The sequence below is a fragment of the Dictyoglomus sp. SSW genome, from assembly GCF_055181335.1.
Window position 1 is genome coordinate 570,079 of sequence record NZ_CM143705.1, and the last position, 20,953, is coordinate 591,031.

At 31.8% G+C, this 20,953-nt stretch carries 21 protein-coding genes and 1 pseudogene; 17 read left to right on the forward strand and 5 right to left on the reverse strand.

Going from position 1 to position 20,953, the window contains the following annotated elements:
* The first annotated feature begins 6 nt into the window (after positions 1–6).
* From ACY3JM_RS02600 to ACY3JM_RS02675, 16 genes are all read left to right on the forward strand, one after another.
* Positions 7–1,323: a glycerate kinase type-2 family protein gene (locus ACY3JM_RS02600; RefSeq protein ID WP_463083239.1), complete on the forward strand. Its 1,317-nt coding sequence runs from the start codon at positions 7–9 to the stop codon at positions 1,321–1,323.
* A gap of 55 nt (positions 1,324–1,378) precedes the next feature.
* Positions 1,379–2,092 carry a sensor histidine kinase gene (locus ACY3JM_RS02605; protein WP_463083240.1) on the forward strand — a complete coding sequence of 238 codons (714 nt, stop codon included), beginning with the start codon at positions 1,379–1,381 and terminating at the stop codon, positions 2,090–2,092.
* A complete protein-coding gene (locus ACY3JM_RS02610; protein WP_463083241.1) occupies positions 2,089–2,724 on the forward strand; it encodes a response regulator in 636 nt (211 codons plus the stop codon). The genes ACY3JM_RS02605 and ACY3JM_RS02610 overlap by 4 nt, the downstream gene beginning before the upstream one ends.
* Positions 2,725–2,830: 106 nt before the next feature.
* On the forward strand, positions 2,831–3,568 hold the full coding sequence (locus tag ACY3JM_RS02615; protein ID WP_463111630.1) for a response regulator: 738 nt from the start codon (positions 2,831–2,833) through the stop codon (positions 3,566–3,568).
* A 6-nt stretch (positions 3,569–3,574) separates the two neighbouring features.
* The gene (locus ACY3JM_RS02620; RefSeq protein ID WP_463111631.1) at positions 3,575–4,081 is read left to right on the forward strand and encodes an Hpt domain-containing protein; all 507 of its coding nucleotides are present in this window, start codon (positions 3,575–3,577) and stop codon (positions 4,079–4,081) included.
* A gap of 62 nt (positions 4,082–4,143) precedes the next feature.
* The gene (locus ACY3JM_RS02625; RefSeq protein WP_463111632.1) at positions 4,144–5,472 is read left to right on the forward strand and encodes a chemotaxis protein CheA; all 1,329 of its coding nucleotides are present in this window, start codon (positions 4,144–4,146) and stop codon (positions 5,470–5,472) included.
* Positions 5,473–5,477: 5 nt separating this feature from the next.
* A complete protein-coding gene (locus ACY3JM_RS02630; RefSeq protein ID WP_463083244.1) occupies positions 5,478–5,945 on the forward strand; it encodes a chemotaxis protein CheW in 468 nt (155 codons plus the stop codon).
* Positions 5,926–6,957: a methyl-accepting chemotaxis protein gene (locus ACY3JM_RS02635; RefSeq protein WP_463111633.1), complete on the forward strand. Its 1,032-nt coding sequence runs from the start codon at positions 5,926–5,928 to the stop codon at positions 6,955–6,957. Before ACY3JM_RS02630 ends, ACY3JM_RS02635 begins: the two co-directional genes overlap by 20 nt.
* 6 nt (positions 6,958–6,963) lie before the next feature.
* Positions 6,964–7,785, forward strand: a complete 822-nt coding sequence (locus ACY3JM_RS02640) for a hypothetical protein (RefSeq protein WP_463111634.1) — start codon at positions 6,964–6,966, stop codon at positions 7,783–7,785.
* Positions 7,775–9,733, forward strand: a complete 1,959-nt coding sequence (locus ACY3JM_RS02645) for a HEAT repeat domain-containing protein (protein ID WP_463111635.1) — start codon at positions 7,775–7,777, stop codon at positions 9,731–9,733. Before ACY3JM_RS02640 ends, ACY3JM_RS02645 begins: the two co-directional genes overlap by 11 nt.
* Positions 9,734–9,752: 19 nt before the next feature.
* Positions 9,753–10,481 carry a HEAT repeat domain-containing protein gene (locus ACY3JM_RS02650; RefSeq protein ID WP_463111636.1) on the forward strand — a complete coding sequence of 243 codons (729 nt, stop codon included), beginning with the start codon at positions 9,753–9,755 and terminating at the stop codon, positions 10,479–10,481.
* A complete protein-coding gene (locus tag ACY3JM_RS02655; RefSeq protein ID WP_463083247.1) occupies positions 10,478–11,314 on the forward strand; it encodes a CheR family methyltransferase in 837 nt (278 codons plus the stop codon). The genes ACY3JM_RS02650 and ACY3JM_RS02655 overlap by 4 nt, the downstream gene beginning before the upstream one ends.
* Positions 11,301–12,389: a protein-glutamate methylesterase/protein-glutamine glutaminase gene (locus ACY3JM_RS02660; protein ID WP_463083248.1), complete on the forward strand. Its 1,089-nt coding sequence runs from the start codon at positions 11,301–11,303 to the stop codon at positions 12,387–12,389. Before ACY3JM_RS02655 ends, ACY3JM_RS02660 begins: the two co-directional genes overlap by 14 nt.
* Positions 12,370–12,726 carry a response regulator gene (locus ACY3JM_RS02665; protein ID WP_463083249.1) on the forward strand — a complete coding sequence of 119 codons (357 nt, stop codon included), beginning with the start codon at positions 12,370–12,372 and terminating at the stop codon, positions 12,724–12,726. The genes ACY3JM_RS02660 and ACY3JM_RS02665 overlap by 20 nt, the downstream gene beginning before the upstream one ends.
* Before the next feature lie 3 nt (positions 12,727–12,729).
* Positions 12,730–13,332, forward strand: a complete 603-nt coding sequence (locus ACY3JM_RS02670; RefSeq protein ID WP_463083250.1) for a chemotaxis protein CheC — start codon at positions 12,730–12,732, stop codon at positions 13,330–13,332.
* 2 nt (positions 13,333–13,334) lie between these two features.
* Positions 13,335–15,077 (forward strand): sensor domain-containing diguanylate cyclase, encoded by a 1,743-nt coding sequence (locus tag ACY3JM_RS02675; RefSeq protein ID WP_463111637.1) that lies wholly within the window; start codon positions 13,335–13,337, stop codon positions 15,075–15,077.
* A 53-nt stretch (positions 15,078–15,130) separates the two neighbouring features.
* Here the strand turns inward: ACY3JM_RS02675 and ACY3JM_RS02680 are convergent, their stop codons facing one another.
* Entirely contained in the window at positions 15,131–16,699 is a 1,569-nt protein-coding gene (locus ACY3JM_RS02680; protein WP_463083252.1) for an FMN-binding glutamate synthase family protein, read from the reverse strand.
* Between the two features lie 278 nt (positions 16,700–16,977).
* Here ACY3JM_RS02680 and ACY3JM_RS02685 point away from each other — a divergent pair, with 278 nt between their 5' ends.
* Positions 16,978–17,136 carry a hypothetical protein gene (locus ACY3JM_RS02685; RefSeq protein ID WP_463083254.1) on the forward strand — a complete coding sequence of 53 codons (159 nt, stop codon included), beginning with the start codon at positions 16,978–16,980 and terminating at the stop codon, positions 17,134–17,136.
* A 66-nt stretch (positions 17,137–17,202) separates the two neighbouring features.
* Here the strand turns inward: ACY3JM_RS02685 and ACY3JM_RS02690 are convergent, their stop codons facing one another.
* From ACY3JM_RS02690 to ACY3JM_RS02705, 4 genes and pseudogenes are all read right to left on the reverse strand, one after another.
* A complete protein-coding gene (locus ACY3JM_RS02690; protein WP_463111638.1) occupies positions 17,203–18,393 on the reverse strand; it encodes a hypothetical protein in 1,191 nt (396 codons plus the stop codon).
* A 6-nt stretch (positions 18,394–18,399) separates the two neighbouring features.
* Positions 18,400–18,537 (reverse strand): annotated as a pseudogene (locus ACY3JM_RS02695) (DUF4388 domain-containing protein); the annotation flags it as partial.
* 187 nt (positions 18,538–18,724) lie between these two features.
* A complete protein-coding gene (locus ACY3JM_RS02700; RefSeq protein ID WP_463111639.1) occupies positions 18,725–19,702 on the reverse strand; it encodes a TRAP transporter substrate-binding protein in 978 nt (325 codons plus the stop codon).
* 68 nt (positions 19,703–19,770) lie between these two features.
* Positions 19,771–20,949, reverse strand: coding sequence for a Gfo/Idh/MocA family protein (locus ACY3JM_RS02705; RefSeq protein WP_463111640.1), 1,179 nt, complete (start codon positions 20,947–20,949; stop codon positions 19,771–19,773).
* Positions 20,950–20,953: the final 4 nt, after the last annotated feature.

The following is a 20,953-nucleotide window of genomic DNA, read 5'->3' on the forward strand; positions in this document are numbered from 1 at the left end:
AAGAATGTGAAAAATTTATTACAAAATATCATTATAGATACTATAAGAAGTTTGAATCCAAAAGATGCAATTAAAAAATATGTTTCCTATGATCCAGAATATAAATTGTTAAAGGTAAAGGAGAGAAAGTTTGAAATAAAAAGCAAAGTATATCTTCTTGCTGTTGGTAAAGCATCTTTTACAATGACCGAGGGGATTATAGAAATCTTAGGAGATCTGATAAATAAAGGATATGTAGTAGTACCTTATGGATATGAGGGATCTTTTGAGGGAAATATTGAGGTTATACATTCCTCTCATCCTATACCCGATGAGAATGGGGTTAAAGCTGCCGAGAAAATTTATGATTTTGTAAAAAGTATGGAGGAAGGGGATATATTAGTATTCTTATTATCGGGTGGAGGATCAGCTCTTCTTCCATTACCAAGAGATGGGATATTGCTTGAGGATAAGATAGAGACCACTAAACTTTTGTTATCATGTTCTGCCAGAATACAAGAGATAAATGCTGTCAGAAAGCATTTAAGCAAGATAAAAGGTGGACAACTTGCTGATATATGTAAAGGAACAATTGTTACTTTAATAATATCTGATGTTCTTGGAAATCCATTGGATAGTATTGCTTCTGGTCCTACTGTTCCTGATCCTACCACATATCAAGATGTTTACAATATTTTTATTAAATATGATTTATGGGAAAAGATACCAGATAGGGTTAAAGAGCTTATAAAGAAGGGAATGGCAGGAGATATTCCAGAGACTCCAAAATCTATCGACAGTAGGCATTATGCTTTGATTATCCTTTCTAATAGGGATTATTTAGAGAAAGTGATGCAGAGGTTAAAGGAATTAGGTTTCAATACTATTCTTGTTTCAGGTTTTTTAGAGGGTGAGGCGAGAGAAGTAGCTAAGGTAATTGCAGGTATAGTTAGAGAGATAAAATATTCAGGAAATCCTATTTCTTCACCATGTGCTCTTATTTTTGGGGGTGAAACAACAGTTACTATAAAGGGCAGTGGCTTAGGGGGTAGGAATCAAGAACTTGCTTTATCTTTTGCTATTGAAATAGATGATTTAGAGAAGGTTTATATGATGGCTTTTGCCACAGATGGAAGAGATGGTCCTTGTGATGCAGCTGGAGCATATGCCGATACTACTACTCTTAAAAGGGCACGAGAATTAGGATTAGATCCAGTATTATATCTTCTAAATAATGATTCATATCATTTTTTCGATAAGTTGGGTGATTTAATCAAAGTTGGACCTACGCATACAAATGTGAATGATATAGTTATAGTGATTATTTCTGATAATGATACTTAGTTGAAATTAGTTATAATTTATTATATAAATTTTTAAGAAGTTAAATAATTAAGGGGTGAAGATTATATCTTCTGAAAAAGAAAAATCTTTTGAAAACTCAAAGGACAGTAGTGATTGGGTAAATCTTAGCAGATATTTAATAAAGGCTCAAGAAGAAGAGAGAAAAAAGATTGCAAGAGAGTTACATGATGAAATAGGGCAAATACTTACTGCTATAAAGATTAACCTGGAATTACTAAAGAGGAAAATAGGTAAAGATTTTGAAGGGCAAATAGAAGAAAATATAAATTTAATAAATAGAGCTATAGAAGAGGTAAGAGATATTTCTTTAAACTTAAGACCTTCCCTTATTGATGATTTAGGACTAATTTCGGCTATAAAATGGCTTGTAGATAAAATTAAGGAAAAAAGTAATCTAAATATAGAACTCTCCTTGAAACTTGAACAAAAGGATATTCCTAAAGATTTTTCTATAACTATCTTCAGAATAATTCAAGAAGGTCTAACTAATGTTGTGAGACATGCTGAAGCTACAGAGGTTTTATTAAGAGTAATACAAGAAGATGATGAAATTGAGATATTTATTAAAGATAATGGAAAAGGATTTGATATAAAACAGGTTTTTAAGGATATTAGTAAAGGGAGGGCTTTAGGGCTTCTTGGTATAAAGGAAAGGGTTGAACTACTTAACGGAAGAATTGAGATTAAAAGTGAAATCCAAAAGGGTACAGAAATAAAAATTAATATTCCTTTAGAGAGAAATATATGAGTATAAAAATTATAATTGCTGATGACCATACTTTGGTAAGAGAAGGGATTAAATCTCTTTTAAAGGATGTTGAGGGCATAGAGGTAATTGCAGAGACAGGAGATGGAGAAGAAACGTTATTAAAAACATCCGATCTTAAACCAGATGTTTTAATACTTGATATTTCAATGCCAAAGGTTTCTGGAATAAGATTTTGTGAGAAGATTAAAGAAATTTCACCTGAAACCAAGATAATTATTTTATCTATGCATTTTTCTAAAGAATATGTAAGAGAAGCCTTTAGATATGGGGCTAAAGGTTATATATTAAAAGATTCCTCCTTCATTGAATTGGAATTCGCAATTAAATCAGTATATGAAGGTAATATATACATTAGTCCTAAGATAGCTCAAATGTTAGTAAAGGATTATTTAGATCTCCTTGAAAACCCATTAGAGGTTCTTACAGAACGTCAAAAGGAGATTCTTAAGTTAATAGCAGAGGGATATTCTACTAAAGAAATAGCTAATAAACTAAACTTAAGTGTAAAGACCGTTGAAACTCATAAATCTCAAATTATGGATAAGTTAGGAATATATGATATACCCGGACTTGTAAAATATGCCATTAAACATGGATTAACTGATATTTAATTTATATGTACCCATAAGAACTTTCCCTAAAAAATCTTAAGGAAAATCCTTATAGATTTATATCCATATCTATTCTATCCTTTTACAAGGGGGATGAAGTAGAAAAATGTATAAAGTAGTGCTTATTGATGATAGTAAAGATTTTATAAATTCTGCAGTAAAGATTTTGGAAGAAGAGAATTTTGAAGTTGTAGGTTTTGCTAATTCAGGCCAAGAAGGAATAAGAATTGTGAGAGAAAAAAAACCTGATCTTGTTTTTGTGGATATAGTTATGCCAGATATGGATGGTTTTGCCACTATAAAGGAAATAAAAAAAATGGAGAATCCACCTAAAACAATTATTTTAACTTTATATGATAACGAGGAATACAGAAAGGCAAGTAATGAAGTAGGAGCAGATGGCTTTATTTCAAAGTCAGAGCTGTTTTCTCATATTGACGAAATAATAGAAAAAATTGGGGGAAAAGAATATATGAAGACAATATTATTAGTGGATGATTCTAAGACTATCCGTAAAATGCTTATGACTGTATTATCAAAGATTCCCAAGGTTCAGTTTGAGGAAGCTGAAAATGGTTTATTTGCTCTTGAAAAACTTGCATTAAAAAAGATTGATTTAGTGATTCTTGATCTTAATATGCCAGATATGCATGGAATTGAGGTTTTGAAATTCATGAGAAAGCATGATTTATATAAAGATATTCCTGTAATTATATTAACTACTCGTGGAGACGAAGAAATGAAGGAAACAGCTATAAAAGAAGGAGCTAATTTGTATGTGGTAAAACCCTTTAATCCCCAGGAACTTTTGGATAATGTTAAGAGGTTTTTGTTTAAGGAGTGAAATTAGATGAAAGATGATAAGGAGTTTTTAGATTCTTTATTGCAAGATTATTTTGCTGAATGTGATGAACACCTATTATCAATAAAGAAAAATCTTATTGCTTTAGAAGATTATTTAGACAAAGAAGTAATTAATGAGGAGATAATAAATGAGCTTTTTAGAAGTTTTCATACCATAAAAGGTCTTTCTGCCATGGTAGGTATATTGCAAGCTGAAAAATTATCACATCAATTGGAAAGTTATCTTAAATTGCTGAGGACTGGAAAAAAGAGTTTTAAAGAAGAAGATCTTTTATTACTTAGAGATGGTGTAAAGCTATTGGAAGAAGTCATTTTGTGCAAAAAGGAGAATAAAGAAATTCCTGATATAGAAGAGGCACTTTCCAAGTTAAAGGTACTCACTACTCATGATGAGACTCCTAAGGAATTTAAGGAAGAGGTAGAAAAGAAAAAAGAAGAAAGGGTATATAAAATTGTTTTTATCCTTCTCAAGAACTATCTGAAAAAGGTATAAATGTAGAATTTTTAAGAAAAAATCTTCAAGAGAAGACCAAATTACTTAAAGCCATACCACAAGTGGATAAGGATAAAAAGATATATTTTGAGTTTTTGTTCTCTTGTGATGATGAATCAAATTTAGAATTTCTTAAAGAGTTGAATATTCAATATTATCCTGAAGAAGAAAAAGGAAGATTAGAGGAAAAAGTAAAATCTGTTCCAACTACCCTTTCTCCTACCACATTTATAAGAGTGGATCTTTCCAAATTAGATGAACTTATGAGGATTGTGGGAGAATTGGTAATTACAAAGTCAAGATTACAAGAAGATTTTAAAGAAATAGAATCGGTAGTATCACCAATAATGCAAAGTAGACTTTCTGAGACCATAAGACTTTTAGATAAGAATTTAAGAAATTTAAGAGAAAGTCTTATGAAAGTCAGATTAGTACCCATAGGAGAAGCTTTTGAAAGAATGCAGTTTGTTATAAGAGATCTTATTAGAGAAAGCAAGAAAAAAATAAATCTACATATATTGGGAAAAGAAACGGAACTTGACAAGTATATCGTGGAAAGATTAATAGATCCTCTTTTACATCTTGTAAGGAATGCTGTAAGTCATGGAATTGAGGAAGAGAAAGATAGATTGGAAAAGGGTAAAGATCCTTATGGGAATATATATTTAAGAGCTTATACTTCTGGAGATAATGTGATTATTGAAGTAGAAGACGACGGTAAAGGAATAGATAGAGATAAAATAGCGGATAAGGCGTTAGAGCTTGGAATGATAAGAGGTAGAGATGAATTAAATTCGGATGAAAAGGTGTTAGAAATTATATGTTCTCCAGATTTTTCCACACGAGATTCGGCAGATAGAGAAAGCGGAAGAGGAGTAGGTATGTCTGTAGTGAAAAATACCATCCAGGAATTGGGTGGTAATCTTTATTTGAGTAGTGAGAAAGATAAAGGCACAAGATTTATTTTGAAACTTCCTTTAACTCTTGCTATTTTGGATTCAGTATTGGTAGAGGTAGGAAAAGAAAGATATGCTATTCCTCAATCCTATATAAAGGAGATCATAGAGGTAAAAAATGAGGATATTGTAAGGTTCAAAGGGATAAAAATGATTCCCTATAGAGCCAAAAGTATTCCTGTATTATTTATTTCTGAGATTTTTAACCTTCCTACAGAGAAGAAAGAGAAATATCATCTTCTTATTGTAACAAAGGAAAATCAAGATATTGGAATAGGAGTTGATAAGGTAATAAGTGTGAAAGAGGCAGTAGTAAGATCTATTACGGATCCTATTATACTTAAAAATCCTGCCATTATGGGGGGGAACAGATTTTGGGGATGGAAAAGTTGTACTGATTTTAAATATAGATGGACTTCTAAAGGGAAGGAGTGAAAAAAGTGTTTTACATCATTGATGAAGAAAATTCTTATGTGGTTTTTAAAATAGGTGAAACCTTTTACGGTATAAAAAGTAAGTATATTCAGCAGATAGAGATGGTGGAGAATATTACCCTTGTGCCTAATGCAACACCTTATGTTGATGGTGTTACCCTTTCTCGGGGAAAAGTAATACCAGTAATTAATTTAAGGGCAAGAATGGGATTAGAGAGAATTCCGTATGATATAAAAACAAGAATGATTGTTATTAAAATAGAAGATAAAGAGGTAGGGCTTATTGTAGATTCTGCTCGTGAATATATCTCTATACCACCAGATAAGATTCAAGAATCTTTTGAAAATATTTTTGGTATATCGGAAAAATTTTTGGAGGGAATTGCTAATCTTGGAGATAGATTAATTTTGATATTAAATCCTAAAGAGATTCTAAAAGAAGGAGGCTTAGAAGATGAGAAGGAGAAAAAGTGAGGAGTTAGATTTGGATAAATTAGAAAAATTGACTGAAGATTTGAAGATAATAACAATTGAATCAGAAAATATAACTTCTTCAACAGAAAATATCATATCTTCTACTAATGAACTTTCTACTTCTATAGAGGAACTCAAAGAAAACCTTGAAAGTTTTTCTTCTGCAGTAGAGGAAATTTCAGCAAGTATAGAGGAATTGTCTAATTCGATCCAGAGTGTAAATCAGATGTCCCAAGAGATGGCTACATCATCTCAAGAGATTTCTGCAAGTATCACGGAAATGTCCCAATCTATAAAAGGGGTTACGGCTGATGTTGATTCTCTTGCCTCTGCAGTAACACAGACGGCATCCTCTATAGAGGAAATATCTCGTTCAATTCAGCAAGTAGCAGATAATGCAAAAGAACTTTTGCAGTCTGCAGAAATAACAACTTCTTCTATAAATGAGATGGCCTCCTCTATTGAAGAGGTAACAGCTTCAGTTGAAAATTTATCTTCATCAGTGGAACAAATAGCAACTGCTATAGAAGAGATGGCAAGATCTATAGAGAATGTGGCAAAGAGAGCTGAAGATATAACTTCAGCGGTACAAAATAGTGCCACAAGTGCTATACAGCTTGATAAGTCTATAAGATCGGTAGTGGATATTACAAAAAGAGCTGATGAAACCTCAAAGAGACTTGAGAGAGAGGCAAAAGAAGGGGGAATTACAATTGAAAAAGCTATTCAAGGTATCAATAAGATAAGAAATGTGATGGAACAAATATCATCGGTAATTAAAGAAATGGGAAAAAGGGCAGGAGAAATTAATGAAATAGTGGATACTATAGACCTTATAGCTGAAAGAACTAATCTTCTTTCCTTAAATGCTTCCATAGAGGCAGCAAGAGCTGGAGAAGCAGGCAGAGGTTTTGCTGTGGTTGCAGAGGAGATAAGAAATTTGGCAGAAAGAGCTACAAAGGCTACTTCTGATATTGGAAAGATTATAAGAAATTTGCAAGAAGTGGCCTAAGAAGCTGTGTCAGCTTCTAAGGAGGGACTAAGAGTAGTAGAGGAAAGCACAAATCTTTCAGAAGAAGGAGCTAATGCTTTAAAGAGAATTCTTTCTGGAATAGAGGAGACAACTCTTATGATTTCTCAAATAGCAAGAGCCAGTGAGGAAGAGTTGGTGGCAGGTCAAAATATGGTTAATACCGTAAATATTACCTCTAAACAATCAGAAGAGATTGCAAAGGCAACCTCAGAGCAAAATAAAACAGCCCATTCTATAGTACAAAATGTAAACAATATTAGGAGAATAACAAAACAAATAACTGAAGCTATGCAGGAACAATCAAAAGCTGCCAGGGAAATATTAAGATCAGGGCAAGCAACCTCGAGACTTGCAAGCTTAGTACAAAAGGCTACAGAGGAGCAAGCAAAAGGAGCTAACCAGATTGTACAAGCAGTGGATTCAATGAGAAAAATTTCATTAAACACTGCAAAAGCTATGCAAGAACAGTCTATTGCCAGTGATCAAATTGCGAAAGAAACTGAAAGATTAGGTAAATTAATTAATAGTATAAGTAAGGCAATATCTGAGCAAGCTATTGCATCATCTCAAATTGTGAAGGCTATAGAGATGATAAGGAAACAACTTAATAGTATAAAGAAAGGAATGGATGAACAAGTTATTGCCAATAAAAATGTGTTTGAAAATATAACCAAAATAGCAAAACAGATAAAAGAAATAGCAGAAGCTAATAAGAGAAATATTAGTAATTTAGAGGCTCTATCAAAGAGTATTTCTAAGATACAAGAAGGTATGGATAAAATGGAGGAAAGAGAAAATGGAGGATAAAGAAAATTATGGTATTCTTACTACTGATAGAAATCTTATAATTACTTACTGGAATAGTTGGTTAGAAGAAAAAACAAAAATTCCAAGAGAGGATATAGTTGGAAAATTAATCACTGAGATATATCCTGATTTGATAGATAGAGGTATCACTAAAATCTTTGAAGAAGTACTTCAAAATGGTGTGGTAAGAATTCTATCTACAAGATTTCACAAGTATCTTATACCTATTGAACTATCCTATCCTTCCAAGTATTTTGATAAAATGAGACAGAGAGTTACTATTGCCCCGCTAAAGACAGAGAAAGAGGTTGTAGGTTTGATAATAACTATTGAGGATGTTACTCAGATTTTAGAAGAAGAAATGGAGTTAAAAGAGAAACTGAAAAGCCCTGATGAAAAGGAGAGAATTTTGGCTTTAAAGAAGTTAAGTCAAATGGAAGATGAAGGAATAGTAGAAGCTATTAATGATGAAAGTTGGAAAGTAAGAAAGATTGCGGTGGAAGAGATAAAGAAAAAAAGTGGAAAATTTGCTTATGAACTTTTAAAGAGAATGAAAGAAGAATACCGAAATTTGAGTGTATTGAATAGTGTGATTCAAATTCTATCCTCCACTACTGATTTAGATATTTTATATGCCCTTTCTCAAATGTTGAAGGATAAAGATCCAGATTTAAGACTCTATACAGTTCAGATACTTTCAAATATTAATTTTGAAGAAGCAGAGGATCTTTTAATATCTGCCCTTTCAGATAGTAATCCTAATGTGGTGTTTTCAGCTATAGAAGGATTGGGGAATAAAAAATCTCAAAAAGCAGTACCTTATCTTTTGAAATTTCTTGAAAGTAAAAACTATTATTTAGGAGTAGCGATTTTAAATGCCTTAAAAGAAATAAATGATCCAACTATTATTGAGAAAATCTATCCTTATTTTGAAGATGAACTCTTTAAACCTCACGTAATAGAGATTTTAGGAGAATTGGGAGATAAAAATTCAGTAAAAATACTTGTAAATCATTTAAATCAATCGCCTGAATATATAGAAGATATTTTAGAGGCCTTAGGAAAAATATATAGAAGATATGAGAACATATACGAAGAGGGTGAATATATTGCTAAAGAGATAAAGGACAATTTAACACCCCAAGGGTTAAAAAATGTTTTAGATTTTATTTTTAAACTTAGAGAGGAAACTCTAAAAAACATCATACCTATTCTTGCCTACCTTAAGGATCCTACTGTGGAAAGATATTTAATAAAGTTTATTGGAAATCCAAACGTGAGAAATGAAATTATTGAGGTGCTTATTAAATATGGAAAAGAAATAGAGGATTTGCTTATAGAAAGCTTAAGGGATGAAGATATAGAGATAAAAACCTTAGCTATTATGGCCTTAGGAAGAATAGGAAGTAAAAAGGCAGTACCTTACATATTAGAACAATTAGAAGACGAAAATCTTACAATTGTTTGTGCAGGAGCGTTGGCCAAAATAGGAGATAGAAGGGCTTTTGATCCATTAATTAAGAAATTAGGACATCCTAATCCCTATATAAGACAGTCAATAATATCTGCCTTGAATTCTTTGGGGCATCCTGAAATGAGAGAAAGGGTAAAAGAACTCTTAGTAAGTAATAATTGTTATGAAAAGGAATCTGCTATAAAGATAATAGGATATTTTGGATATGAAGAGTATAAAGACGACTTAATAAAACTTTTGGAAGAGGATAATGAAGAAATAAGGAAAGCAGTATATGAGAATATAGTATTTTTTGATGATGAAAGAATTTTTGAGATTCTTAAAAGTGGTTTAGAAAAAGAGAAAAGAAAAATAAGGGAAGTGATAGCAAGAGCTTTAATATATATAGAAAAAGAAAAAGCATTACCATTAATAGAGATAGCATTAAAAGATTCCTCTCCTTTATTATGCAGTAAAATCCTTAGTTTTCCATAATCCTCCCTATATTATTGATTTGCTTGAAGATTTATTACACAGAGAGGAGTCAGAGTTAGTAAAGGCTATTATTATTGAATCCTTAGGAAAGATAGGAAATAAAAGAGCTATACCTTTAATCCAAAAATTTTTAGACTCTGATAACAAAGACTTAATATTAAATTCCATATCTGCTCTTGGTAACATAGATCATCCTGAGACCATACCTTTGCTTTTGCAATTTCTTAACTCCAGAGATAAAGATTTAAAAAAAGAAGCAATAAGAGCGTTAAAAAATAAGAAAAATCCTATAGTGATACAAAATATACTTTGGTGCACTATAACAGAAAATGATAAGGATATAATAAAAGAAGCTCTTTTGGCCTTTTTACAAATGGGTATCTTAGAAAGTTATAGGGCTATATTGTCTCTCAGTTTATATGCTGATAAGCGAGATATGGCTATTGATACTCTTTCTCAAATACCTTTAGAAGAAATCCCAAATTTATTGAAAGCATGTAACAATATAACAAAAATAGAAAAGAAAGCTTTGATTCTTGCTTTAGAGAGAAAAAGGAAAGGGGTTACAAAATATATTGCTCAATTTTTAAAAGACGATGATAGGGATGTAAAAATTCAAGCTATATTTTCTTTACACAATTTGGGTTCAATAGAAGAATATAAAATCCTTAAGGACTTCTTGTTAGAAGAGAAGGATTCTGAAATTATACAAATTGTAAAAAATATATTAGAAGGTAGGGAAATATGATTTTCTATCAAGAGACTTTAGATTTTCCTGGAAATTCTTTTTCTCTTCTCAGAGATTTAATCAAAGATAAAATTGGAATATATTACGATGATTCGAAGAAAGATATTTTAGCAGATAAACTTACTCCCCTTGCTTTAGAAAGGAATTTTACTAACTTTGTTGATTATTACTATTTCTTAAAATATGACCCTGAGGGAAAAGAGGAATGGGATAAAATAGCTGATGCTCTTTCTGTGCAAGAGACCTATTTCTTCAGAGAATATGAACATTTAAAAGTTTTATCTGAACATATTATTCCTGATCTTTATGAAAAAGGGGAAAGATATGTAAAGATATGGAGTAGTGCATGTGCTACAGGAGAGGAACCGTTGTCTATAGCTATTGTTTTAAATGAAAAGGGTTGGTTTGATAAGATGCGAATAGAAATATTTGCAAGCGATATAAGTAATTCTGCTTTAGAAAAGGCTAAAAAAGGAATTTATAAAGAAAGGTCTTTTAGAAATTTTCCAAATGATTTAATTGATAAATATTTTATAAAAGTAGAAAATGGGTATAAAATAATACCAGATATACATAAAAAGGTTATATGGAAAAAAGCAAATTTGGTAAGTAAGCAAGAGATAGTGGATTTATCGAAGTCAAAGATTATTTTTTGTAAAAATGTTTTTATATATTTTTCTGATGACATAATACAGAAAGTTATAAGGATATTTGAAGAGAATATGGAAAATCCTGGTTATCTCTTTATTGGATTATCAGAGTCCTTACTTAGATTTTCCCATTCCTTTGATTTACAAATTATTGGAGGTGCTTTTGTATATGTCAAAAAATAATCCAGATAGAATAATCCGAGTACTGGTTGTAGATGATTCTGCTTTTGTAAGAAAAGTATTAACTAATATTCTCTCTAAAAGTCCTTTTATTGAGGTAGTAGGGACTGCACGAGATGGAGAAGAAGCTCTTGAAAAGGTGGAAGAATTAAAACCTGATGTAGTAACCTTGGACCTTATTATGCCGAGACTTGATGGTATTGGCTTCTTAAAGGAACAAATGAAAAGAAGACCTCTTCCTGTTGTAATAGTAAGTATAGCAAGTGAGACAGGAGATTTAGCTATTGAGGCTCTTAATTTAGGTGCAGTAGATATTATACAGAAACCCACTGCATTAGCCTCTGAAAAGATCTACGAGATATCCAATGAGCTTATAGAAAAAGTGAAGAATGCAAGTATGATATCTCTTGAAAAAGTCAAAAAAGTTATCAGCTCACCCACACCTAAATTAGAGATTAAAAAAGAAATTAAAAAGACCAGAGTAGATGTTGTGGTTATTGGAATCTCTACTGGAGGCCCACAGGCTTTGAGGTATTTAATACCAAAATTTCCAAGGGATTTTCCAGTTCCAATAGCTATTGTTATTCATATGCCAATAGGATATACAGAAATTTTTGCAGAAAAATTAAATGAAATATCTGAATTAGAGGTCAAAGAAGCGGAAGATGGTGATATCTTACAGGGAGGAAAGGTGTATATTGCACCTGCAGGCAAACATATGTTCTTTGAAAAAATGGATGATAAGGTTTTGGTGAGACTGGATTTAAAACCTTTAGATACTCTTCATAGACCTTCAGCAGATGTTTTGTTTAAATCTGCAGGAGAAATATTTGGTAGTAGAACTCTTGGTATTATAATGACAGGGATGGGAAATGATGGACTCTTAGGGGTAGAAGTAATAAAATCAAAAGGGGGAATTGTATTTACCGAATCTGAGGAAACATGTATAATTTACGGCATGCCAAGAGCTGTCGAAGAGAGAGGATTAAGTGATAAAAGTATTCCTCTTTATAATATGGCGGAAGAGATAATAAATTTTGTTATGGGGGGAAGCAATAATGAAAATTCTTCTTATTGATGATTCAAGTCTTGCAAGAAGGATTTTGAAAAGAGTATTAGAAAAGGAAAATCATGAAATAATTGAGGCAGGAAGTGGTATAGAGGGGTTGGAAAAATTTTATCTTGAGAAGCCTGATGTGGTATTTTTGGATCTTACTATGGAGGGATTAAATGGGCTTGAGGTTCTTGAAAAAATTAAGGAAATAGATAACTCTGCGAAGGTTATAATAGTTTCAGCTGATATACAAAGACAAACGAAAGAGCTTGCCACGCAAAAAGGGGCTACTGCTTTTTTAAATAAGCCAGTTGTTGAGGAAGAGGTTTTAAACATTCTTAAGAAAATTTCGGGAGGATAAGATATGATCTTAAATGAGAATCAAAAAGATGCTCTTTCCGAGCTTATTAATATTGCTTTCTCAAGAGCTGCAGCCTCTTTATCAGAGATTACAGGAGACAGAGTTTTATTGGAACCACCTAAGGTAGATATAGTTCCTATTGGTGAATTGCAGGGTAGGCTCATGAAAGAGATTAATGGCGATGTGACTACAGTACACCAGATATTCTCAGGACCTGTAGCAGGAGATGCACTTCTTCTTCTAGACTATCAGGGTGCTGTAAAACTTACAAACCTATTATCTGGAGAAGATTTGGAAGTTGATTATTTGACCCCATCTTTAAAAGAAGTATTAATGGAGATAGGAAATATTCTACTTAATGCATGTCTTGGAATGTTTGGAAACTTATTGCAGCTTCATATTACCTTTTCTGTTCCTAAAATCCATCTAGAAGCTCTCAATGTGATGCTTGACACTCTTGTAATATCTCAAGAGGAGTTAAAATATGCCTTAATAGCTATAACTCAGTTTAAGGTGAGAGATAGTAGTATAAAGGGATATTTGGTAATAATCTTGGGAGTCTCTTCCTTAGAAAGACTTTTGGAAAGCCTTGAAAAGATTGGATAAATATGAATGAACTTTTTCTTAGTAGTCTCATTACATGGCTTGAAGAATACAGTATATGGGGTATCTTCATTACAGATACCAATTTTAAAGTTATATTTTGGAATAAGTGGCTTGAAGTAAATACAGGAATAAAAAAAGAAAATATCATTGGCCAAAATATTTTTGAGGTAGTTCCCCAGATTAAAAGATTTGAAAATTATTTTCAGCAGGTATTGCAAGGAAGTTCAGTTATTCTTTCTCAAAGATTTCATAAATACCTTATACCTATTGAAATAAAGGATGAAGAATATAAATATATGCAACAAACTGTACAGATGTTTCCTCTTTTAGAGGGAAATGTAGAAAAAGGCATAATAGCGATAATTGAAGACGTAACAGATAGGGTAAAAAGGGAAGAAAATTATAAAAAGCAAATAAGAAGTTTAAAGGTTTTAAATGATATTCAAAAATCTATTTTTACCTTAGATAGGGAAGAATTATTTGATAAACTTTTTGAAGGAGCTATAAAAATAAGTAATGCTCCCTTTGTTTATCTTTTTTTGATAAAAGATGGTAATTTTCTTCTGAAAAGATCTACAAAAAGTGTATTAGATTATTCAAAAGACTTAGAAAGCCCTTCTTGTATTTTAAAAAAAGTTCTTAGTGAAAGGAGAACTATTTATATACCTTATACTGGGGAAACAGATATAAAATGTGTTAATCCAGTATCAAATTCTGTCTTAGCTGTTCCTATATTAGGTAAAGAGAAGGTATTAGGCATATTAGTTTTAGAGTCTCTTGAAAGGAATTCTTTTAAACAGGATGATATTCTCAATTTAGAAACACTTACTATGCAAGCTGCCATAATCTTTGAGAATATTGAGCTATTAGAAGCGTTAAGGGAATCTGAGGCCAGGTATAGAGTTTTAGCAGAACAGTCTCTTACTGGTGTTTCTTTATTACAAGATAATAAATTCATATACACTAATTCAAGGTTTGTTGAGATCCTTGGTTATCCACCAAGACTTGAAACTCTAAATGATTTTACAAAATATGTTTATGAAGAGGACAAAAATAGATTTTTGGAAAGGTATAATCAGATATTAGAAAATACTTTTGAATATATAATAGATGAAATTAGAATAAGAAAAATAAATAACGAAATAGCATATTTAGAGATCTCTATGGTTAATGTTCTTTATAAAGGTAAAAAATCAATACTCCTATCAATTCTTGATATAACTTATAGGAAGAAGTTAGAAGAAGAATTAAAGTTACTCTCTATAACCGATGCTCTAACGGGCCTTTACAACCGACGTGGATTTATGACTCTGGCAGAGCATACCTTCTCTATAGCTAATAGATTAAATAAAAAGATAATTGTTATGTTTATTGATCTTGATCACATGAAAGAAATAAATGATAAATATGGACATCAGGTGGGAGATCAAGCCCTTATTGATTTAGCTAATATTTTGAGAGAAACCCTTAGACAGAACGACCTTATAGCAAGGTTTGGTGGAGATGAATTTGTAATTATGGGTATTATAGGGGAAGAAAATCATAAAGAAATAGTCCTTAAAAGGCTTTTAGAAAAGATAGAAGAATTCAATAGCAAGCAAGATAGACCCTATAAGATATCTATAAGTATAGGAATTGTGACCTATGATCCTAAGAATCCTGTTTCTTTAGAAGATCTTCTTCAAAAAGCCGATGAAATCATGTATGAACAAAAAAGAATTAAAAAAGAGAAACTAAAAGGATAAGAGGGGATAAGGATTAAAAAATTATCCCTATCCCCTCTTTATTTTCTTATTTCTTAATCGAATAAGATTTTCATACTTTCATCGTGATCAAGATCCATTACATAGGTTATACCTGTAACTTCCGCAGCTTCTTTTGTAAGAGCTACAATATCATCTCTTGAGATAAATTCAAGCTTAAATTTTCTTGCTCCTGCCATAAATTGTTTTAAGCCGACAGCTAATCTATCAAAATATCCATAAACTGCAAGGGCTGCTGGTGGAATCTTTTTCCAATCTTCTCCAAAGAGTTTTTTCATTTCTGCAACTGCTACAAAGATTTCTTCTACATCATTACCATACTCTGCATAATCTTTTGGTATATTTCCACTCTTAATTAAGTTTCCAAGAGTTTTTCCTACCATAGCTGCAGTAAGTGTGGCTCTTCCCATAGCCACAAGCTTTACATATGGAGCTCCTAATGCAAGACCTTTAAAGATGTGATCTTCTAAGGTAAATCCACCAGCTATTGCTATTGCAGGTACATGTTTCCCTTTTTCTGCTAACATCTTTGCATATTTGTAGGTTAAAGCTTCCAAGTAGACGGTAGGAATACCCCATTCATTCATCATTCTCCATGGACTCATTCCAGTTCCACCGCCAGCGCCATCTACAATTAGTAAATCTGCCTTACCTTCAGATGCTGCTCTCAAAGCAAGGGCAAGATCTTTTGGTCTATAAGCTCCTGTCTTTAATGATATATATTTGGCTCCTCTTTTTCTGAGTTCATCTGCTCTTTTTACAAATCCCTCTACTGATGCCATACCAAGTCTTGAATGTCTTTCAAACTCCTTAATTCCACCCTTTGCAAATAACTCTTGAATTACAGGATCATCTGGATCAGGGAAAACAATATATCCTCTATCTTTTAACTGTTTTGCTCTCTTAATATCAGAGAGTTTTATTTCTCCTCCTATATCTTTTGCTCCTTGTCCCCATTTTATCTCTACAAATTCTATTCCTAAACTTTCAATCACATATTCCAATGTACCAAGTCTTGAATCTTCTACATTTTCTTGAACTATAACTCCACCATAACCATCTTTTTGCCATTCTTTAAATAATTTAATTCTTCTTTCCATTTCAGGAGATCTTACAACTTTTCCATTCTTGAATTCAGCATCTGGATCTACACCACATACATTTTCACCGACTCCTACCATTGTACCGAAGAGGGCAGATCCAATAGCGACGCCTTCCCAGTTATCTCTTGCGATGAAGGTAGATCCGAGACCTGTAGTAAACCATGGACCTCTTAATTTAATGTTACCTATTTTTGTTTCTATGTCTACTGCAGGAAAAGTTGCTTTATCAGGATCTGGTTCTACTCCTTGAGCTCCGACACAGGTACCATTGATATTGAAGTGGGAAAAATCTATTGGGTAGTCTTTTTCGGAGGCTGATGTTACTTTACCGTAAGGCTTTGGATAAATATATTCTCTTCCTCTTACAGCTGATTTTGCAATTTCACAATATCCAGGACATCCATCCAAACAGGTGACACACATTCCACTAAATGGAGAATAATCTTTTAGACGAAGGCGGGTCAAAGTGGCTTCTGAGAAATTAGGTTTAGAAAAGGACATAAATTATGCACCTCCCTTAGTAATTTTCAAAAATTTATTTTAGGAATTCTAACATTTATATAATTATATTGTCAATACTGATTTTTAAAACATACAAAGGAAAGCTATTGCCTTATTAAAGAATCTTATCATTTTTTTAAGTATTATTTTTTATGTAACTATTTTATTTTAAATTGTGCTTAAATTTACTTAAAATAAATTTAATTAACTTTTAAATTTATATTAACACGGGTAAATTATAATAGTACTCGAAAACAATGAAAAAGGAGGGATGCTAAATGAAAGCAATCCTTAAACAGGTTAATATAATTCCAACATTAAGTGAAAAAGAGATAAAGACTATAAAGAAGGAAGAAAGAAATGTAAAAAATTTAGAAGTTGAGTATTTAATAATTGAATCTCCTGTAGTAAACTATTTAACATCAAGGATTGTATAGAGGTCACCTACCCCCATTACCGTATCAAAATAAGGGAAGCCTTCGGGCTTCCCTTATTTATTACTATTATAGGGAAGCTTTAAGAGTCGATATCTTATCTTTTAATTTGGGATTATTACTTACTTCAAATAAAGATAAAATATCATATGTAAACAATTTCACTTCTTCCTCTGAAATTAATGTAAGTTTATTTAAGATATACCTCCAATTGATGGGATAGTCTTCTATAATCTTTTCTACTATAAATCTTGTATCTCTTGAATCTTTATCTATAAACTCTCGCACTTTTTTGTAAATTTCTATATATTTACTATTATTTTTGTATTCATTTTTAATATCTTTCCAAAGTTCAATAAATTTATGTATAATTGTCGACTTTTCTTTTCCAAATATAGAAATAATTTTACCTTCATCTATTAGTTTGCTGAAAATAATTAGGTTCTTTTTCTCGTCAAAGATAAAATCTCTTACAAAAGTTTCTAAATTTCTATTACCATTCAAAAACCATGAAAGGATTTCTTCCTCCAAAGAAGATATCTCTCCATTATATATGTATAGGTCTCTTAGTTGATTGTCACTAAAGTTTTGATATAAGTGATTTGTATTTAAGTCAAGATATTTTTTGTATAAAGGTTCTTCTATGGAAAAGAGTTTTATCAGAAAGTCTTTTACAAAATCTTGTATGGCTTTGTGAGAAAAATCTTTTATAGTTTTATAGATATGGTCCCAAGGAATCTTTTCATCATAAATCAAGTTTTCATAAACATTTTCTATATCTTCTTGGTTGATAGTTTCCTCTTTAATGTATTTATAAAAATGAAGAGGGGAGATATTATAAGGTGAAATTATCTCCTTAAAAATCTCTTTAAGATATGATCCACTTCTATCTATAAATTTTCTGGCAAAATCTCTTAATTTTTGTTCATTAATTTTTAGTTTATTGGATTCTTTTATTAAATAATCCCATATACGACAAAAGAGATAAAACCAGAAGATATTAGTATCATCAGTAATTCTTATGATCTTTTTGTCTTTATTGAGCTTTATTATATTTTCTAATCCTTCTGTTTTTATTCCTTTGTATTCTCCTATAATTTCCTTAACGTTTTTTATTCCATCAAGAATAGAAACAATTTTGTATTCTTCTTCAGATAAATCCTCCATATTTATCGGTACTAAAATAAAATCAGAGAAATAATTCATTTTATCCACATATGTATCCAGTTGAAATAAAACTTCAAAAATATCTAATGTCATGGTAGATTTGGGTGGGTTGATGTTCTGTAAAAAATTAAAATTTCCTTTTGACCATAAGAATATATCTATTAGGGCATCTATACCTTCTAATTTTCCAGACTTTGCATAAACTATTTTTCCCTCTGAAAAATAAACTTCTGCCAGATTCTCATTGTATTCTAATTGAAGTTTGCCGTTTTTTTGCTAATGGAGATTAACTGGAATATTTCCCACATGGACATTGTTGAGATATCTCCTTTAAGTCCCATAAGCTCACCTCCTTTTTTATTTATAAAAGAGGCTGGCATATGCCAGCCTCTTTAAATTTTCCATAATTTTCAATGGCTTTCTTTTATTGTTTTAAGACTTCTTCCCATGTTGTTACAGGCCATGTTGTTTTAAAGAGCTCTTCAACAGCTGGTTTTGCTTTTTCTCTTATTTGTTGCATTGTTTTAGAATCTAAATAGATCACTGTCATACCATTTTCTATAAGAGACTTTAGTATGTTATTTTCGTTTTCAAAGAGTTTTTTAGTGGCTTGGTCACATACCTTTTCAACTGTTTCTCTAAATAATTGTTGATCTGAAAGGGTTAGCCTATCAAAGGTTGGTTTATACATGTGTACCCATCCGAAGGAAACAAGGTGATTTGTGATTATGAGATATTTTTGTACTTCGTATAATTTATATCCAGATATCTGAGTAAGATCACCTTCAGAAGCTTCAGCTGTCCCTTCTTTTAGGGCTTGATATAATCCTGTGAGAGGTACAGGGACTGGCTTAGTGCCAAGGGCTTCCCAAACTTTAATCCAAGTTGGTACTACAGGAAGTCTGAGTTTTAGCCCTTCTAAGTCTTTTAGTCCAAGTATTGGTTTGTTAGAGGTCATTTGTCTATAGCCTCGATATAGATATCCAAGAGTATACATTTTACCTTTTGTTAAGATCTCTGCTTTAGCTTTTTCTCCAATTGGTCCTTTCATTAGGCGGAAGAAATGTTCGTAATCTTTTAAAACAAAGGGAGCATTTATAAAGAAGTATTGTGGAGCAAATACTTCTAAGGCTCTGCCACCAGTGAATTGCATGTCGACTTCTCCTTTTGCACATTTGTCATTTACGCCTTCTTCTGTATCTTGGGCAATTTGTAGTTCTATTCTTATTCTTCCTTTTGTTTCTGCTTCAATTATAGACTTAAAGTTTTCCATAGCATCAGTTATGATATGTCCCTTGGGGAAAGGTGTAGCTGCTTTTATAGTAGTAATGTTTTGAGCATTGATATTGTTTATGGCAAATACTACACAAAGGGTTAAAATTAAGATAAAATATTTCTTCATATAGAACCCCCCTATTATTTATTTTAAGGCTGGGAAGAACATTCTTGATTTCTTCCCAGCCTTATTTTTTAAAGCTCTATTTTTCTTCCTTCTTCACTTGATAGATATCCTGCATATATTACTTTTATAGTTTCCTTAGCAAGTTCAAAATTTGATATAGGTTCTTTATCTTCTATTACTGATATAGCAAAGTTCTTTAATTCTTGAGGAAAGCCTCTGGTCCAGAAATCATCAGGGGATGGAAAATTCCAGCCTTCTTTTGTTTCTATTTTTTCAGCAATATATTCATCTTTCCAAATTTCCTTTTCAGGAGCGTAGGCTACCATCATATTGTTTGGATTTATATTTGCATATATCTGACCTTTGGATAGAGATACTTGAATCCAATTTTTTAGACCTCCCAAACTAATATCATTGGAGAATATAATTCCTTTTGTTCCATCCTCAAAATTGATTATAAGGATTGACCAGTCCTCTACATCTTCCCAGGCAGTTGCTACGTAGTGCTTTTCTTCTCTTATAAAAGGTTCTATCTTGGTAAGATTTCCTATCTCTGCTAACACAGATTTTGCTTTAATAGGTTTTCCATATCTTTGGATTCCCTCATAATATTTTAAATGAAGAACAACAGCTACAGGATGAGACCCAAGTCTCATCAGGCTTCCTCCGCCTGATGTTCTCCAGAGCTTAGCATAACTTGCATGAGAGCCAGAATGGCTACATTCTGCCCGAATTTCTAAGATAGTAGAGGAAGAAGCTGATATCATTCTTTTCATTTTCTCAATAGAGGGAGCGTATATTAAATTTTCACCGTACATAAACTTTATATTATTTTCTTTAATGGCTTTTTCTACTTTCTCTATTTTTTCTAATACCTTTTTATACATATGACTCTTTGGTACTTCTATGCCGACAAATTCCTTTTCACTGTCTTCTCCAAAATACCCAGTAAGAGGTTTTTCGCATATCACATTTTTTTTATTTTTAGCAGCACAAATTATTACTTCATCATGTAGGTTGGTAGGTGTGCATATATCAACTATATCTATATCAGGAGAAGTACATAATTCCTCAAAATTATCAAATACTTTAGGAATATTATGTTCTCTTGCAAAGTTCTCTGCGTTCTCTTTTTTTCTGGAACAAATCCCTGCTATTTGTGCATATGGAGCAATTTCTTTATATGCAGCTATATGAATTTTAGCTATAAAACCTGTACCTACAAGTCCTATCCTTGCCTTTTCCATAAGG

What these genes read in the sequence shown, in the direction of transcription:
- ACY3JM_RS02615 (WP_463111630.1), top strand. Translation starts at nt 2,831, where the DNA reads ATGTATAAAGTAGTGCTTATTGATGATAGTAAAGATTTTATAAATTCT.
- ACY3JM_RS02700 (WP_463111639.1), bottom strand. Translation starts at nt 19,702, where the DNA reads ATGAAGAAATATTTTATCTTAATTTTAACCCTTTGTGTAGTATTTGCC.
- ACY3JM_RS02670 (WP_463083250.1), top strand. Translation starts at nt 12,730, where the DNA reads ATGATCTTAAATGAGAATCAAAAAGATGCTCTTTCCGAGCTTATTAAT.
- ACY3JM_RS02685 (WP_463083254.1), top strand. Translation starts at nt 16,978, where the DNA reads ATGAAAGCAATCCTTAAACAGGTTAATATAATTCCAACATTAAGTGAA.
- ACY3JM_RS02690 (WP_463111638.1), bottom strand. Translation starts at nt 18,393, where the DNA reads ATGACATTAGATATTTTTGAAGTTTTATTTCAACTGGATACATATGTG.
- ACY3JM_RS02660 (WP_463083248.1), top strand. Translation starts at nt 11,301, where the DNA reads ATGTCAAAAAATAATCCAGATAGAATAATCCGAGTACTGGTTGTAGAT.
- ACY3JM_RS02665 (WP_463083249.1), top strand. Translation starts at nt 12,370, where the DNA reads ATGAAAATTCTTCTTATTGATGATTCAAGTCTTGCAAGAAGGATTTTG.
- ACY3JM_RS02620 (WP_463111631.1), top strand. Translation starts at nt 3,575, where the DNA reads ATGAAAGATGATAAGGAGTTTTTAGATTCTTTATTGCAAGATTATTTT.
- ACY3JM_RS02675 (WP_463111637.1), top strand. Translation starts at nt 13,335, where the DNA reads ATGAATGAACTTTTTCTTAGTAGTCTCATTACATGGCTTGAAGAATAC.
- ACY3JM_RS02680 (WP_463083252.1), bottom strand. Translation starts at nt 16,699, where the DNA reads ATGTCCTTTTCTAAACCTAATTTCTCAGAAGCCACTTTGACCCGCCTT.
- ACY3JM_RS02635 (WP_463111633.1), top strand. Translation starts at nt 5,926, where the DNA reads ATGAGAAGGAGAAAAAGTGAGGAGTTAGATTTGGATAAATTAGAAAAA.
- ACY3JM_RS02610 (WP_463083241.1), top strand. Translation starts at nt 2,089, where the DNA reads ATGAGTATAAAAATTATAATTGCTGATGACCATACTTTGGTAAGAGAA.
- ACY3JM_RS02705 (WP_463111640.1), bottom strand. Translation starts at nt 20,949, where the DNA reads ATGGAAAAGGCAAGGATAGGACTTGTAGGTACAGGTTTTATAGCTAAA.
- ACY3JM_RS02655 (WP_463083247.1), top strand. Translation starts at nt 10,478, where the DNA reads ATGATTTTCTATCAAGAGACTTTAGATTTTCCTGGAAATTCTTTTTCT.
- ACY3JM_RS02645 (WP_463111635.1), top strand. Translation starts at nt 7,775, where the DNA reads ATGGAGGATAAAGAAAATTATGGTATTCTTACTACTGATAGAAATCTT.